Source organism: Arthrobacter russicus, assembly GCF_031454135.1.
GTDB lineage: Bacteria > Actinomycetota > Actinomycetes > Actinomycetales > Micrococcaceae > Renibacterium > Renibacterium russicum.
In genome coordinates, this window is the sequence record NZ_JAVDQF010000001.1 from 304,111 (window position 1) to 319,530 (window position 15,420).

The window sequence follows — 15,420 nt, forward strand, 5'->3', positions numbered from 1 at the left end:
CGTCCAGGGCGGGCAGTGGGGGCCGAACTCAGAGCATGCAGCTGACGCAGCCCTCTACTTCGGTGCCTTCCAGCGCCAGCTGGCGCAGCCGGATGTAGTAGACCGTCTTAATGCCTTTGCGCCAAGCGTAGATCTGCGCCTTGTTGATGTCCCGAGTGGTGGCGGTGTCCTTGAAGAACAACGTCAACGACAACCCCTGGTCCACGTGCTGCGTGGCGGCGGCATAGGTGTCGATGATCTTTTCGTAGCCGATCTCATAGGCATCCTGGTAGTACTCCAGGTTGTCATTGGTCAGGTACGGCGCCGGGTAGTACACCCGGCCGATCTTGCCCTCTTTGCGGATCTCGATCTTCGACGCCACCGGGTGGATCGAGGACGTGGAGTTGTTGATGTAGCTGATCGATCCGGTCGGCGGAACGGCTTGCAGGTTCTGGTTGTAGATGCCGTGCTCCATGATCGAAGCTTTCAGCTCGCGCCAATCGTCCTGGGTCGGGATGTGCACCTTCGCGAAGAGCTCACGGACCCGTTCGGTCTGCGGAGCCCATTCCTGATCGGTGTACTTGTCGAAGAACTCGCCGGAGGCGTACTTCGAGTTCTCGAAGCCGCCGAAGGTCTCACCGGTCTCGATCGCCAACAGGTTGGAAGCACGCAACGCATGGTAGACCACGGTGTAGAAGTAGATATTGGTGAAGTCCAAACCTTCTTCGGAACCGTAGTGCACCCGTTCCCGGGCCAAGTAGCCGTGCAGGTTCATCTGGCCCAGGCCGATCGCCCGCGAGGCGCGGTTGCCCTTGGCGATCGAAGGCACGGACGTGATGTCCGACATGTCCGAAACCGCGGACAACGCCCGGATCGACGTCTCGATGGTGTTGCCGAAGTCCGGCGAGTCCATGGTCTTCGCGATGTTCAGCGAGCCCAGGTTGCAGGAGATGTCCTTGCCGGTATCCGCGTAGGAGAGGTCGTCGTTGTAGGTGGTCGGCTTGGACACCTGCAGGATCTCCGAGCAGAGATTGCTCATGATGATCTTGCCTTCGATCGGGTTGGCCCGGTTCACCGTGTCCTCGAACATGATGTACGGGTAGCCGGACTCGAACTGGATCTCGGCGAGGGTCTGGAAGAATTCCCGTGCCTTGATCTTGGTTTTCTTGATCCGCGAGTCGTCGACCATCTCGTAATACTTCTCGGTGACCGAGATGTCGGAGAACGGCATGCCGTAGACCTTTTCGACGTCGTACGGGGAGAACAGGTACATGTCCTCGTCCCGCTTGGCGAGCTCGAAGGTGATGTCCGGGACCACGACGCCGAGCGAGAGGGTTTTGATCCGGATCTTCTCGTCCGCGTTTTCACGCTTGGTGTCCAGGAAGCGGTTGATGTCCGGATGGTGCGCGTGCAGATAGACCGCACCGGCACCCTGGCGGGCACCCAATTGGTTCGCGTAGGAGAAGCTGTCTTCGAGCAGCTTCATGACCGGGATGACGCCGGACGACTGGTTTTCGATCTGCTTGATCGGCGCGCCGACCTCACGGATGTTGGTCAGCGCGAATGCCACGCCGCCGCCGCGCTTGGACAGCTGCAGCGCCGAGTTGATCGATCGGCCGATCGACTCCATATTGTCTTCGATGCGCAGCAGGAAGCAGGAGACCAGCTCGCCGCGCTGCGCCTTGCCGGCGTTCAGGAAGGTCGGCGTGGCCGGTTGGAACCGGCCATCGATGATTTCGTCGACCAGCTTGGTCGCGAGATCCTCGTTGCCCCGGGCCAGGTGCAAAGCCACCATGCAGACTCGGTCTTCGTAACGCTCCAGGAAGCGCTTGCCGTCGAAGGTCTTCAAGGTGTAAGAGGTGTAGAACTTGAACGCGCCCAGGAAGGTTTCGAAACGGAACTTCTTCTTGTAGGCGCGGTTGTACAGTTCGCGGATGAAGTTCATCGTGTACTGGTCGAGGGTTTCCCGCTCGTAGTACTGGTTCTTCACCAGGTAATCGAGCTTCTCCTCCAGGTCGTGGAAGAACACCGTGTTGTTGTTCACATGCTGCAGGAAGTACTGGTGCGCAGCTTCGCGATCGGCGTCGAACTGGATGTTGCCGTCGGCGTCGTACAAGTTGAGCATCGCGTTCAGCTCGTGGTAGCCGAGGCCCTGGTAAGCCGTGGGCAGATCCTTTTTCTTCTTCGCCGGAGCCGTGTCGACGGCTTCGCTTTGCTGATCCCGTCCGGGCGAAGCCGCGGTCACTGCATCTGCAACTGTGGTGTCCAAAATTGTTCCAATCCCTGATGAACCCGGTCCACATCTTCCGGTGTGCCCATGAGCTCGAATCGATAAAGAAGGGGAACCGAGCATTTGCTGGCCACGATCTCGCCGGCAAGGCAGTAGGTTTCCCCGAAATTCGTATTTCCTGCGGCGATCACACCGCGGATCAGTGATCGGTTTTCCGCGACGTTGAGGAATTTGATCACTTGTTTCGGCACCGCCCCATGCCCGGTTTCCCCGCCATAGGTGGGGAGGACCAGGACAAAGGGTTCAGTCGCCTGGAGCGTCTCGTCCTTGGTCTTCACCGGCAACCTGGCCGCATTCAGCTCGAGCTTGTCGACGAAGCGGTGGGTATTGCCGGAGACCGACGAGAAATAGATGATTTTGCTGTTCGTGGGGTTCATGCGCACCTCCCCTGGCTGATTGCCTGCCGAGATCGGGAACCTCTGCCGACGTCGGCCACCGGAAGTCAGACGACTGGAGCGGCGTAGCGGTCAGGAGCTTCAGGCCACCGAGCTTGCCGCGTCGGAGGCCTGTGCCAGTTCATCGATTTTGTCCGGACGGAAGCCCGACCAGTGATCCTGTTCGGTCACGACGACGGGGGCCTGCAGGTAACCGAGCGCACGGACGCGCTCCAGCGCATCGGGGTCCTGGGAAAGGTCGACGCTCTGGTAGGTGATGCCTTTCTTGTCCAAGGCCCGGTAAGTAGCGTTGCACTGCACGCATGCTGGCTTCGTGTAAACCGTGACGGTCATGATCCTTTGTCCCCTTAGTGCATCCATAAACGGCTGCTGTTCCGGTTCGCCCGATACCGCTGGACGAACCTGCTTCATTTTTGGCATTCTTTGCCCGCCCGGCCTTTCAGCCGATCGGACCAGATCCTTAAATCGATACTACATATAGTGCAGACGGTTTGCTTGGACCCCAAGATGATGTATTACAAGTATGTCATTTTATGCACCGATAGTCCACAGGCAACAGCGAAAAAATCAGCGGATTTCCGGACTTTTAAGCGGGTCTATCCACAATCTGTGGAGTACTTCTGCACTTAAAAACACGGGCGTGTCGCAGGCTTCCGGCGTGTCGCGTGTCGCGCCCGGACACAACGCCGCAGCAACCAGTTCGATCACACGCCCGTCCAATTCACCTGTTGCGTGGGTTCAGACGGCACTGCCCACTGAACGGGCGAATTGGACGGGCCTGGAAGTACTGCGCAGCGCGGCCGGGCGCTGGCGAAAACGGCTCAGCGCCGGCGCATCAGGATCTGGTCCACGCCCATGCGGCCCTGGTCGAAGGTCAACTCGCCGCCGGCCAGATAAAGCTCCCACACCCGGACGACTTCGGCACCCATCATGGCAACCGCTTCGGCATGGTGTCGCTCGAAGTTCTTCCGCCAGGCGGCAATGGTCTGCACGTAGTCCTGGCGCAGCGACTGCACCCCGAGCACCTCCATGCCGCCCGCTTCGAAGAAGCCGATCGTTTCACCGAGCGGGCGCATGTGCATGTCCGGGGCGATGAAGGCCTCGATGAAAGGCCCGCCCCCGGGGTACTTCCCGGTGCGCGCCATCTGCTGGATCAACGCCGGCCCGCCGGTGGCGAGATTTTTCCGGATCGCGTCCACATAGCCCGGATAGTTCCGCTGCCCGACGTGTTCACCCATTTCCAAGGAAACCACCGCGTCGAACGGCCCGCCGTCGATCTCCCGGTAGTCCTGCAAACGGATCTCCACTTGATCGGCGACGCCGCGTTTGCGCGCCCGTTCCCTGGCGAATGCCTGTTGTTCGGCCGAAATCGTCACGCCGACCATGCGCACATCGAACTGCTCCGCCAGTTCGATCGACAAAGATCCCCAGCCGCATCCGATGTCCAATACCCGCATACCCGGTTGCAGACCGAGTTTTTCGCCCACCAAACGGCACTTTGCGCCTTGTGCCTGAAACACATCCGTCGCACCGTCACCCCAGTACCCGGACGAGTAGGCCATCCGCTCTTCGAGGATCAACCCGTAGAAATCATTGGACAGATCGTAGTGGTGGCTGATCGCCCGTTTGTCCCGGAGTTTCGAATGCAGACGACCGACCAACTTGGCCTGCGAACCGGGCGCCGCCAGCCGCGGGCCGATCGCGCCTGCAGACTGGGCCAGCCTAGCCAACTTGGCCAAGAGCGCCGGCGTGACCTTGATCGCGCTCAGCTGCCGCTCCGCAACCACATCCCAGACGCGGCGCAGCGCCGCGTAGAGCTCTCCGGAGACCTCCAGCTCGCCCAGGACATAAGACTGGGCCAGCGCAAGCTCCCCCGGACCCCACAACTGCCGCCGCAGCACATTCGGCGAATTCAGCCGGACCACCGGCCGGTCATCGGAGTCCTGCTCCGGCGTCGAGGAGCCGTCCCAGGCGATGATCCGCACCGGCATTTCACCGCCCAGGAATGGTTCGAGCAAGGCGGCGAGTTGTTGCGCAATCATCAATGGTTTCCTTTGGCCTTGCGAAGTTGGAATTGCTGGACATCCAGGTAACCCGCGGCGAACCCTGCCCTCGAGTAGGCCAAATAGAAGTGCCACATCCGACGGAACGTCTCGTCAAAACCCAAACGACCCACCTCAGCCGCATTCCGGGTGAACTGCTCGTCCCACAGACGCAGGGTTTGCGCGTAATGCTGGCCGAAAGCCATCCGGTTCTCCACGGTCAAGCCATTCAGCGCCGATTGCTCCGCGATCAGTTCCGCCGAGGGGATCATGCCGCCGGGAAAGATGTACTTGTGCACCCAGGTGTAGCTGTTCCGAGTTGCCAGCATCCGCTCATGCCCGATCGTGATCGCTTGCAGACCGATTGCTCCCCCTGGCGCCAACCGATCGCTCAGGATCCGAAAATACTCCGGCATGAACTCGAAGCCCACCGCCTCGATCATTTCCACTGAAACGATCGCATCGAAGCTGCCCTGCACCTTGCGGTAGTCGAGCAGCTCGATCCGCACCGAGTCCGCGAAACCTGCGGCGGCGACCCGTTGTTCGGCCAATTCCTTCTGTTCGCTGCTGAGCGTAACCGAATAGACCTGCGCCCCGCGGCGTGCCGCGCGCAAGGCCAGCTCGCCCCAGCCGGTGCCGATCTCCAACAGCCGGGTCCCCGGCCCGACGTCGGCCAAGTCCAGCAGCCGGTCGATTTTCGCGTGCTGGGCCGGTTCCAGAGCTTCAAACGACGAAACGTCCAAACTGTCGAACAGAGCCGAGGAGTAACTCATGCTCTGATCCAAGAATTCGGCGAACAGTTCATTGGACAAGTCGTAGTGCCGGGAAATATTGTTCCGGGTGTTTGCTTCGGTGTTCCGTTCCCGTCGCGGTTGTTGTGGCAAGATCATGCCACGCAGGGCTTGCAGCGGCTGCGGAATCAATTGTGAGACCCGGGAGGCGAAAACCGTCATCAAGGCCGCCAGATCTGGGGCATCCCACTCCCCAGCCATATAGGACTCACCCAGCCCGATCAGACCGCCGTTGGCAATCCGGGCATAAAACCGATCGGGATCCCGCAGGACCATCTCCGGGCCGCCTTTGCCCAACTGGGAACCATCCGGCAACTGCACGGACACCGGCAACCGCCGCACTGCGGCGCGGAACAGCGTGCCGGCTATCGGAGCTCCGGCTTTGGCCTTGATCGCCGACGGAATCCGGGCCACATCAGGCCAAACATCCTGGCGGACGTTGGGATTCGAATAGGTTTGCGTCATCTGGTTGCCTCCTCGACTGCTCGGCTGGAAACGTGTTTTCCTGCCCCGCGCTGGTATTCGGATTGTGGCGCCGTCGTCGGCCGCGGTTGCACCGGCAGCTTCCGCAACCACAAGCGGATCCCCTGGTAAAAGATCTGGATGCTCACCCGCAACGGGGCCAGCGGGATGTCCAATAACATGCGCACAATATTGCCGTTGCTGGCTGGCAATCTCCTGCCAACCACCGAAGCCACGAAGGGCTTGCCCTCCGGACGCTCCAACACGATGGCCAGACGGGCCGATTCCTCGGGTTCCGGAAGGCTCATCCGGTATTCGCCGTCCACCGGGTAGAAAGGCGAAACATAGAATTCCTTGCGCACCCGCGCCTGGCCGGCGTCATCGGGCTGAATCAGATAGCGGTGCCGCTGGCCATAGGTGTTGTGCACCTCCGCCACGATGCAGGCCAAGGATCCATCCGCCCGATGGCACCAGAAGACCGACAACGGATTGAAGACGTAACCGAGCACCGCAGCGTTGCTGAGCATGGTGATCCGCCCGGCGGCTTCGATCCCCTGCCCAGCGAGGTAGCTGCGCAAGTTATCGCCGATCCCGCGGTCCGGATCGCCCATATGGTCCTTGGCCCGGAACTGCGCAAAAGGCCGCAGCCAAAACGGAATCGCGGGCAGCTGTTCCGGATCCACGAACCATTGATAGCTCCGGTAGGAAAATTCATTCCGCACCGGTTCCCGGCGGACGTGCCGGACCGTGATCGCATACAAGGCGCTCACACCGGCCATGATCCACCGAGCCGTTGCGCCGCGCGATAGCCGGACAAAGCGCCGTCCTCATGAAAACCCCAGCCGTGGTACGCCCCGGCGAACACCACTTTCGAGGTGCAGATCGCCGCCAACTCGGCTTGCGCGGCCAGCGAAGCCGGCGAGTATTGCGGGTGTTCATAGCGCATCCGGGCCAGCACGCCGGAATCCGCGATCCGGTCCGCTTCGCCCAAACTGACCAGCAGTCGTCCGCCCGGGTAGTCGAGCGACTGCAATCGGCTCAAGTCATAACTGACCAGCACGTTCTCCGGCTGGGCGGAGCAATCAGGCAGGTAATAGTTCCAGGACGCGCGGGCGCGGGCAGCCCCGGGCAGCACGTTTTCGTCGCTGTGCAACAGTGTCTCATTGCTCGAATACGGGATCGCACCGAGCACCCGGCGTTGCTCCGTATTGCCGTTCCGGCCCAGAATCGCGGCGGCTTGATCCGGGTGGGTAGCCAGAACGACGGCGGCGAAGTCCTCGGTTTGGGCCACTCCCTCCTCGGTCCAACCCAACCGAACGCCGCTGCGGAACTCCTCCAGCGAGGTCACCTTGGCTCCGAGCTTGATCCTGGTGATCGACTTGGCGACCCGGCGGACGTACTCATGCGAGCCGCCGTCGACGGTCCGCCACTTCGGTGATCCCTTGACCGCGAGCATGCCGTGATGCGACAAGAACGTGAACAGATAACGTGCCGGGTAGTCCAGAGCCGTTGAAGCATCACAGGACCATACTGCCGAAACCACCGGGGTCATGAAATGGCTTTGGAAATATTGGCTGAATTTTTCCGCTTCGAGGAACTCGCCGAGGGTCAGATCGTCCCCCGCTGAGGCCAGCAAGGCTCTGGCCCTGCGATGGAATCGGAGCACCTCGCCGAGCATTCGGAGATAGCGCGGCTTAGCGAAAGACCGCCACCCGGGGAACAGGCCGCTGAACCCCTTGGCCCCGGCGTACTCCAGCCCGCAGCCAGCGCATTTGACCGACATTGACATATCGGAGGGCTTGGTCGGCACTTCCAATTGTTCGAACAGACGGATCAACGTCGGGTAGGTGCGCTCGTTGTATACGATGAATCCGGAATCGACCGGCGTGCCGTCGGCCAGCTCGTGCGTGTGCGCGTGTCCACCGAGCCGGTCATCGGCCTCGAACAACGTCACCCGATCGGTACTGCTGAGCATCCAAGCCGCGACTAGACCGGATATTCCGCTGCCCACCACGGCAATCGAACGCGGGGCCCTGACATCGCCGGTTTCCGAAATCCTCTGGTCGTTTGCCACGGGACGGGTTCCTCCTGGGTTGTTCAGTTCTCTTGCCCTGCATTCGGGGCCATCCGGCGCTGGGATGGGTCGGCCCAGGAAATCGCCGTCCGCACTGCTTCGCGTTGCCAGAGCCGGGGACTCCGCAGCATGAAATGCCCGCCTGGCATCGCCCGCCACCGCGCGGCAACTCCGTGCTCCGCCGCCAACCGGACCTGCCGGGCGGACTCCTCCGGGTCGGTCCACCGGTCGGCCGCGCCGTGCAGCACCAAAAGCTGCTGGCCGGTGCGGAACGCACGCCCCTCCTGCTCCGGCCACCAAGGCGCCAGTGCGACCACCCCCAGCACTTCCGGCCGCGCGGCCAGATGCGCCGCCGTCCGGCCGCCCATGGAATGTCCCAGGACCACTACCGGAGCGGAGCCGAAATGTTCCCGGAGTTGCTGCAACGCCCAAAGGCCGTCGGCCACCGGAGATTGCTCGACGCCGTTCCAGCCGCGCATCCGATACCTCAGTTGCGCCACGGCTATGCTTCGGGAACGCCCTTGTTTCGCCAGCCGCCGGGTGAATGGGCGCATCCGCAGGTTGGACAGCTGCCAAGGCCGGGACCGCGCCCGGCTTTCCGGCTTGCCCCCGGCCAGGACCAACACGATCGCGGCGACCGGATCATCGGGCATGAGCAGATCGAATCCGGCTCTCGGTTGGTCCATGCTCACTCCGGCAACTCCTGGCTTAGAATCAAAGCACCCGGGGGCGGTTGCCCTCTGCCAGAGGTTCGGCGCGATCTGCTTCGGGGATGGGTTCGACCGGCACGCCGGTTTGTCACCCCTGGCTGAAACGGCGACCCAGGCCAGGTCATCAGCAGGAAAGGGGCGGTCGAGTGGTCAACCCGATACATTTGCGTACTTTGCTCGAAGTCACCCGGCGCGGCTCATTCGCCGCAGCGGCCCAGCATCTCGGTTACACGGCGTCAGCGGTCTCGCAGCAGATCGCGGCTTTGGAGCGGGAGACCGGCGTGGTGCTTTTCACCCGTACCGCCCGTTCGGTCCAACCCACGGACACCGCGTTCGTGATGGCCCGGCATGCGGCCAAAGTACTCACCGACCTCGATGCACTGCTGGCCGCCGCGACGAAATCACCGGACCATGCCACCCGGGAACTTGTCCTGGGCATCTTTCCTTCGCTGGCCACCTATGTGCTGCCCCGGGTCTTGCAGACTTCGGCCTGGCAGGGCCTGGGCAGGCGATTGCGGATCCGGGTCGGCGAGCCGCCGCAGACGATCCAAGGATTGCGGTCGGGCGGCGAACTGGATCTGGCTTTGGTGTTCCAAGTCGGCCAAAGCGGCCTGGCCTGGCCGCATACGCTGCATCGGCAATGGGTCGGCGACGATGTCTTCCGGGTGGTGCTGCCCCATGGTTGGGGCATCACCGATGGTTCCCGGATGACCGCCTCGCAGTTGACCGAGATGCCCTGGATCATGCACCACCCGGGCACCAGCGACGCCACCGTGATCGAGCGGCTCTTCGCTTCGTGCAATCTGCATCCCCAAGTAGTGGGCTACAGCGATGACTTCAATGCCTCCCTGGCCCTTGCCGCAGCCGGTTTGGGCGCCGCAATGGTACCGGAACTCGTGCTCAAACACAGCAAAGAGAACTTCGTCGTCGTCGAAGTGCCGGAAATCCGGCTCGCCCGGACGGTCTTCGCCCTCCGGCGTCAGGAAAGCGGCCAATCGGAACGGCAGGACGCGGCCTCCGAAGACGCCAGTTTGGACCTTTTCGTCGACTTGTTGGCTGCGGCGTTCGCCGAAGCCGTCGCGGATTGAACCGGATTACTTCCCGGCCGGCGCGATGACTTTGGTGATCACCTGGTGCTTGAGATTGTTGAACGGCGGGTAGATCAGCTTCATGGTGTCCGGCTTCAACGGTTTGTCGAATACCGCCTTGCGGTGGGTGAAGACGTCGATCGAATCACGGCCGTGGTATGCGCCCATGCCGCTGGGCCCCACTCCGCCGAACGGCAGTCCCGGGACCAGCAGGTGCGCCGCCGGCACCCCGAAGCACAGGGCGCCCGACGAGGTATTGTCCATGAAGTTCCGCCGGGTCGCCTTGTTCTCGCTGAAAACATAGAGCGCCAGCGGCTTGTCGCGTTCCTTGATGAACGCCAGCGCCGCCGCTTCGTCGGGGACCTCGACGATTGGCAGGATCGGTCCGAAGATTTCCTCCTGCATCACCGGGTCCGTGGACTTCGCCCGGACCACCGTCGGCGCCAAATACAGATCTCCCGCTTCGGAGTCGCCACCGGTCACCAACTCTGCGCCTTCGAGCAGCCCGGTCAACCGACCGAAATGCCGCTGGTTGACGATCCGGCCGTAGTCAGAACTGCTCCGTGGGTCCTTCTCGAACAGCCCCTTGATCACCTTCGGCAATACCTCGGCGAGTTTCCGTGCGGTCTCCGGACTGGCGAGAACATAATCCGGGGCCACGCAGGTTTGCCCGGCATTGAGGTACTTTCCCCAGGCAATCCGCTGCGCGGCCGCGGTCAGGTCCACCGAATCGTCGACGTACACCGGGGATTTCCCGCCCAATTCCAGGGTCACCGGAGTCAGATGCTCCGCAGCAGCGCGCAGGATCACTTTGCCGACCTGGCCGTTGCCGGTGTAGAAAATATGGTCGAAGCGCTCTTTCAGCAGTTCGGTGGTTTCCGGCACTCCGCCTTCGACCACTTGGACGGCCTCGCCGAGATACTCCGGGATCCAGCGGGCCAAAGCCGCCGAGGTCGCCGGAGCAAGCTCGCTCGGCTTCAGCACCACGGTATTCCCGCCGGCCAGCGCAGCCATCACCGGAACCAGGGACAATTGCACCGGGTAGTTCCAGGGCGCGATCACCAGCACGACGCCGAGCGGGTCCCGGACGATCTTCGCCGTGGCCGGCAACAGGGACAACGGCACCGAGGCCCGCTCCGGGGCGAGCCATTTGCGCAGGTTCTTCGTCGTGTGCTGCACCTCGTTGCAGGTGAAGCCGATCTCGGTCATCCAGGATTCATCCGGATGCTTGCGCAGGTCCTGGGACAGCGCCGCGGTGAAATCCGCGGTCTGCTCCAACAACATCCTGCGCACCGCATCGATTCGGCGCAGCCTGGTATCCAGGTCCAAACCTTCGCCGGTCTCGAAAGCCTTCCGGGCCAAATTCACAGCGTCGTTGCTCATGGAGCTAACTTACCCGTCGGTAACTTATTTCGGAAGACCCTCGACCGGCCCGCTCGGCAGATGACACGATCTTGACCGGCCGAGCGGGCCGTCGGCGATTTCCCGCGCGAGGCGTTCGATTGGACTCAGACCAGCTGCGCCCGGACTTCCCGGGTAGCCGCCACCAGATTCCGCAAGGATTCTTCGGTCTCGGCGTAGCCGCGGGTTTTCAGACCGCAGTCCGGGTTCACCCAGAGCTGCCGCGCCGGCACGTGCGCCACCGCGGTCTGCAGCAACTCGGTCACCTCTTGCTGGCCCGGCACCCGCGGTGAGTGGATGTCATAGACGCCCGGGCCGACGCCCCGGCTGAAGCCATGCGACTGCAGGTCATTGACCACTTCCATCCGGGAACGTGCAGCCTCGATCGAGGTCACGTCGGCGTCCAGGCCATCGATCGCATCGATCACCACGCCGAACTCCGAATAGCAAAGGTGGGTGTGGATCTGGGTGCCGGTGGCGGCACCCGAGGTCGCCAGGCGGAAGGCCCGCACCGACCAGGCCAGGTATTCCGGCTGATCGGCTTTGCGCAACGGCAGCAGTTCGCGCAGCGCCGGCTCGTCCACCTGGATGATTTTGATTCCGGCCGTTTCCAGGTCCGCGATCTCGTCGCGCAAAGCCAAGGCCACCTGGTTCGCGGTATCCGCCAGCGGTTGGTCGTCGCGGACGAAAGACCAGGCCAGAATGGTCACCGGCCCGGTGAGCATCCCCTTCATCGGCTTCTCGGTCAGCGACTGCGCGAACGAAGCCCATTCGACCGTGATCGGCGCGCTGCGCGTGACGTCGCCCCAGAGGATCGACGGACGGGTACACCGGCTGCCATAGGACTGGACCCAACCGTGCACTGTGACCTCGAAGCCGTCCAGGTTCTCGGCGAAGTACTGCACCATGTCATTGCGCTCCGGCTCGCCGTGGACCAGCACATCGAAACCGAGGTCTTCCTGCAGGTCCACGACCCGGCGGATTTCCTCCCGCATCAGCTCCTGGTAGTCGACCGCGCTGATTTCGCCCTTGTTCGCCCGGGCCCGTGCGGAACGGATGTCGCCGGTCTGCGGAAACGAACCGATGGTGGTGGTCGGCAACGGCGGGAGCCGGAGTTCTTCCTGCTGGGCTTTCGCCCGGTCCGCATACTCTGCCCGGTGGAAGTCCGTTTCGGCCAGAGCCGCAGTGCGGGCCCGGACCTCGCCCCGCCGGACGCCTTCGGCGGAAGCCCGGGACGCGATGATCCGGCTGGCGGCTTCGATTTCCGGTCGGGCGGCCTCGGCGTCGGCGAGATGCCTGGCCAAGGTGGCCACCTCGACCGCCTTTTGGTCCGCAAACGCCAACCAGCTGCGCAGTTGCTCGGTGAGCTGGGTTTCTTCGGCGGAATCGTGCGGAACGTGGAACGCGGACGTCGACGTGGAGACGGCCAGGTTGATGCCGGCGGCCTTGAGCACATCGAGCTTGCGCGCCGAGGCGGCCAGGTCATTGCGCCAGATATTGTGCCCGTCGACCACGCCGGCCACCAAGGTCTTGCCAGCCAGAGCCTGCGCCAATCCGGTCAGGTCGGCGGGCAGTTCCCCCTTGAACAGATCCAGGTGAATCGCCTCCACCGGGAGGCTCGCCACAGGTTCGAGCAACTCGCCCAGCGCGCCATAAGGCGTGCTCACCAGCAGCTTCGGGCGGCTCTGCGCCGAACCGAGCACCTGGTAGGCCTGTTCCACGGCCGCACGCAGCTCGGCTGCCGGCACTGCGCCGTCGGCGACCAACGCGGGTTCGTCCAGCTGCACCCAGCTGGCTCCGGCGGCGGCCAGCCGTTCCAGCAGCGCGGCGTACACCGGAAGCAATTCAGCCAGCTTGGCCAACGGGGCGAAATCCGCTGGGGCTCCGGCCTCGGCCTTGCTCAGCAGCAGGAAGGTCACCGGTCCGACCAGGTAGGGCCGGGTTTCGATTCCGGACTCGAGCACTGCGGCGAAGTCCCGCAAGATGCGATCGGAAGTGACCGAAAAGACCGTGTCCGGACCGATTTCCGGCACCAGGTAGTGATAGTTGGAATCGAACCATTTGGTCATTTCAAGCGGCTGCTGCTCCCGGTCCCCCCGGGCCAGCGTGAAGTAGCCGGCCAAGCCCAGGCCGCCATCGGCGTCGAGCAGGTTTCCGAACCGCGCCGGAATTGCGCCGACGTGGGCCGCGGCATCGAGCACTTGGTCGTAATAGGAGAAGGTCCCCGGAACCGCAGCGACTTCGGTCAAACCGAGTTCCTGCAAGCGCTGTGCGGTGCCGAGCTGGATCTGCTGCGCCGTGGCGGCCAGTTCGGCGGCGTCGATCCGCCCGGCCCAGTAGGATTCGACGGCCTTTTTCAATTCCCGACGGCGGCCGATCCTGGGGTATCCCAAAAGCGAGGCAGCCGGAAAAGGGGTGTTTTCAGTCATGGTTTGGTCCTTAGTGGTTTCGAAGGTCGGCAAGCGAAATGGCCGAGGCGCTCAATGCGCCCGGCTGAAATGCCGGAGTTTGCCGGCCGGCGGTGCTGGACGCAGCAGATTGAGCCGATCCAGCACCTCCAGAGCGGCCTGGTGCTGATTGAAGGTGTAGAGGTGGATCCCCGGGGCTCCAGCATCCAACGCGGCCTTGGCCAGTTCCACCGTGGCGCGGACCCCGATCCGCCGCCGTTCGCCGTCGTCGTCGGCCGAAGCCAGCGCGGCGAGCAGCTCCGGAGCCGGTTCGACGCCGGTCAGCTGGCCCAGGCGTTCCAGCCTGCGCAGGCTGGTGAACGGCATCACTCCGGGGATCAGCGGAATACTGACCCCGGCGCGCCGGGCCCGCAACACCAGGTCGGCGTATTGTTCGGCGTGGAAGAACACCTGGGTGATCGCGAAATCGGCGCCCGAACGCTGTTTGGCGAGCAAAACCTCGACATCGTGCTGCACGCTGGGCGATTCCGGGTGCCGGGCCGGATAGGCGGCGACTCCGATCGCGACTTTCCCGGCGGCGAGCATCGCCGAGCGGCGCTGCTCCACCCTGCGGATCAGTTCGATCAGGTCTTGGGCGTAGTTCAACGCGCCGGCTCGGGGTTCCGCACTGCCATCAGTCGGCCGGTCGCCGCGCAGCGCCAGGATTCCCCGGACACCGTGCTCCAACAGATCGGTGATGATCGCGGCCAACTCGTCTGCGGTGTTGCCGATGCAGGTCAGATGTGCCAAGGGACGCAGACTGGTCTCCTGCAACAACCGGTGCAACAGGTCCACCGCGGTGTCGCGATTGGATCCGGAGGCACCATAGGTGACCGAGACATAGTCCGGGCTGGTGCTTTCGAGTTCCCGGATCGTAGTCCACAGGTGCTCGTCGGCAGCCGGACTGCGCGGCGGGAACAGTTCATAGGAGAGCGCGATCGGCGCGTTCTGCGGAGCAGGAGCCGGGCCGGAGAGCGTCTCGAGGGGGTTGGAAATAATACTCGGTGGGGACATTTGCAGACCTTGACCATCGTGCTGCTCCTAGCGAAGCAGCTGCCATCGGAAAAACAGCCGGTCCGTACTCCACCGGCAGGAGTGCGCGGAGGAAGCCGATCGGACTGTGCAAATGTCAGGCCCACATGGGGGCACCCACACCCCCGGAGTCCGGGGATCGCTGACATGTTACGTTCAGTAACGTGCTTCCCACTCTAAGAAGCGCAGGCCGTGCTGGCAAATCGCCGCCGAATATTTCGCCGAATTAAGATGGCTTCTAAGCCTTTGGACCGGCTACTAATGCAGTTCAGATGGCACGAAGGCCCAGAAATCCGAATATTGCAATGAGTGGCGCCACGCCCTGAATGAGCGCCGGCACGATGAACCCGGGTTTGCTGACCAAGAGCACAACCGCTGCAACCACCATGGTGAAGCACGACATCGCGACTAGACCGGCACCGAACAACACCGTTCCGGCAGCTCCGGTGCACAGCAGCACCGCGCCCAGCAGATTTCCGGCCGCCAGCGCCAGGTTGTAATAGCCCTGGTTGAAGGCCATCGGCGCGAGCATGTCGGCTTCGGCCTGGTCTTTCACGCCGAAGCGCTGCCATGCCGATGGCCGCCGCCAGCGGACCGACTCCAACAACCAGAAATATCCATGGATCAAAGCGGCGACGATCGCGAAAATCACGGTGATCCAGGGCAAACTCATCGGCGTCATGCGCCAACTCTAGCCCTGGACCGGAAA

At 63.0% G+C, this 15,420-nt stretch carries 13 protein-coding genes; 1 reads left to right on the top strand and 12 read right to left on the bottom strand.

The genetic code is table 11. The annotated features are described in order from the left end of the window. Positions 1-28: 28 nt before the first annotated feature. From nrdE to JOE69_RS01440, 8 genes are all read right to left on the bottom strand, one after another. On the bottom strand, positions 29-2,149 hold the full coding sequence (gene nrdE, locus JOE69_RS01405; RefSeq protein WP_309801075.1) for a class 1b ribonucleoside-diphosphate reductase subunit alpha: 2,121 nt from the start codon (positions 2,147-2,149) through the stop codon (positions 29-31). 71 nt (positions 2,150-2,220) lie between these two features. Continuing rightward, positions 2,221-2,646 (bottom strand): class Ib ribonucleoside-diphosphate reductase assembly flavoprotein NrdI, encoded by a 426-nt coding sequence (gene nrdI, locus JOE69_RS01410; RefSeq protein WP_296363736.1) that lies wholly within the window; start codon positions 2,644-2,646, stop codon positions 2,221-2,223. A 99-nt stretch (positions 2,647-2,745) separates the two neighbouring features. Next, positions 2,746-2,997, bottom strand: a complete 252-nt coding sequence (gene nrdH, locus JOE69_RS01415; protein WP_309801077.1) for a glutaredoxin-like protein NrdH — start codon at positions 2,995-2,997, stop codon at positions 2,746-2,748. Between the two features lie 488 nt (positions 2,998-3,485). Further along, positions 3,486-4,706: a class I SAM-dependent methyltransferase gene (locus JOE69_RS01420; protein ID WP_309795457.1), complete on the bottom strand. Its 1,221-nt coding sequence runs from the start codon at positions 4,704-4,706 to the stop codon at positions 3,486-3,488. Then, a complete protein-coding gene (locus JOE69_RS01425; protein WP_309795459.1) occupies positions 4,706-5,962 on the bottom strand; it encodes a class I SAM-dependent methyltransferase in 1,257 nt (418 codons plus the stop codon). The genes JOE69_RS01420 and JOE69_RS01425 overlap by 1 nt, the downstream gene beginning before the upstream one ends. After that, positions 5,959-6,738 carry a DUF1365 domain-containing protein gene (locus JOE69_RS01430; RefSeq protein WP_309795461.1) on the bottom strand — a complete coding sequence of 260 codons (780 nt, stop codon included), beginning with the start codon at positions 6,736-6,738 and terminating at the stop codon, positions 5,959-5,961. Before JOE69_RS01430 ends, JOE69_RS01425 begins: the two co-directional genes overlap by 4 nt. Then, complete coding sequence (locus JOE69_RS01435) at positions 6,726-8,033, bottom strand: NAD(P)/FAD-dependent oxidoreductase (RefSeq protein WP_309795463.1); 1,308 nt, start codon at positions 8,031-8,033, stop codon at positions 6,726-6,728. The genes JOE69_RS01430 and JOE69_RS01435 overlap by 13 nt, the downstream gene beginning before the upstream one ends. 23 nt (positions 8,034-8,056) lie before the next feature. Continuing rightward, complete coding sequence (locus JOE69_RS01440; protein WP_309795464.1) at positions 8,057-8,719, bottom strand: alpha/beta hydrolase; 663 nt, start codon at positions 8,717-8,719, stop codon at positions 8,057-8,059. A gap of 170 nt (positions 8,720-8,889) precedes the next feature. Here JOE69_RS01440 and JOE69_RS01445 point away from each other — a divergent pair, with 170 nt between their 5' ends. Beyond that, entirely contained in the window at positions 8,890-9,831 is a 942-nt protein-coding gene (locus JOE69_RS01445) for a LysR family transcriptional regulator (RefSeq protein ID WP_309795466.1), read from the top strand. Between the two features lie 6 nt (positions 9,832-9,837). Here JOE69_RS01445 and JOE69_RS01450 read toward each other — a convergent pair whose 3' ends face one another. The 4 genes from JOE69_RS01450 to JOE69_RS01465 all read right to left on the bottom strand — a co-directional run bounded on the left by JOE69_RS01450 (position 9,838) and on the right by JOE69_RS01465 (position 15,393). After that, a complete protein-coding gene (locus JOE69_RS01450; protein ID WP_309795468.1) occupies positions 9,838-11,214 on the bottom strand; it encodes an aldehyde dehydrogenase family protein in 1,377 nt (458 codons plus the stop codon). A 125-nt stretch (positions 11,215-11,339) separates the two neighbouring features. Further along, positions 11,340-13,661, bottom strand: coding sequence for a 5-methyltetrahydropteroyltriglutamate--homocysteine S-methyltransferase (gene metE, locus JOE69_RS01455; RefSeq protein WP_309795470.1), 2,322 nt, complete (start codon positions 13,659-13,661; stop codon positions 11,340-11,342). Between the two features lie 51 nt (positions 13,662-13,712). Further along, positions 13,713-14,693, bottom strand: coding sequence for a methylenetetrahydrofolate reductase (locus JOE69_RS01460; protein WP_296363209.1), 981 nt, complete (start codon positions 14,691-14,693; stop codon positions 13,713-13,715). 286 nt (positions 14,694-14,979) lie between these two features. Continuing rightward, entirely contained in the window at positions 14,980-15,393 is a 414-nt protein-coding gene (locus JOE69_RS01465; protein ID WP_309795472.1) for a DUF1304 domain-containing protein, read from the bottom strand. Between the last annotated feature and the right edge of the window lie 27 nt (positions 15,394-15,420).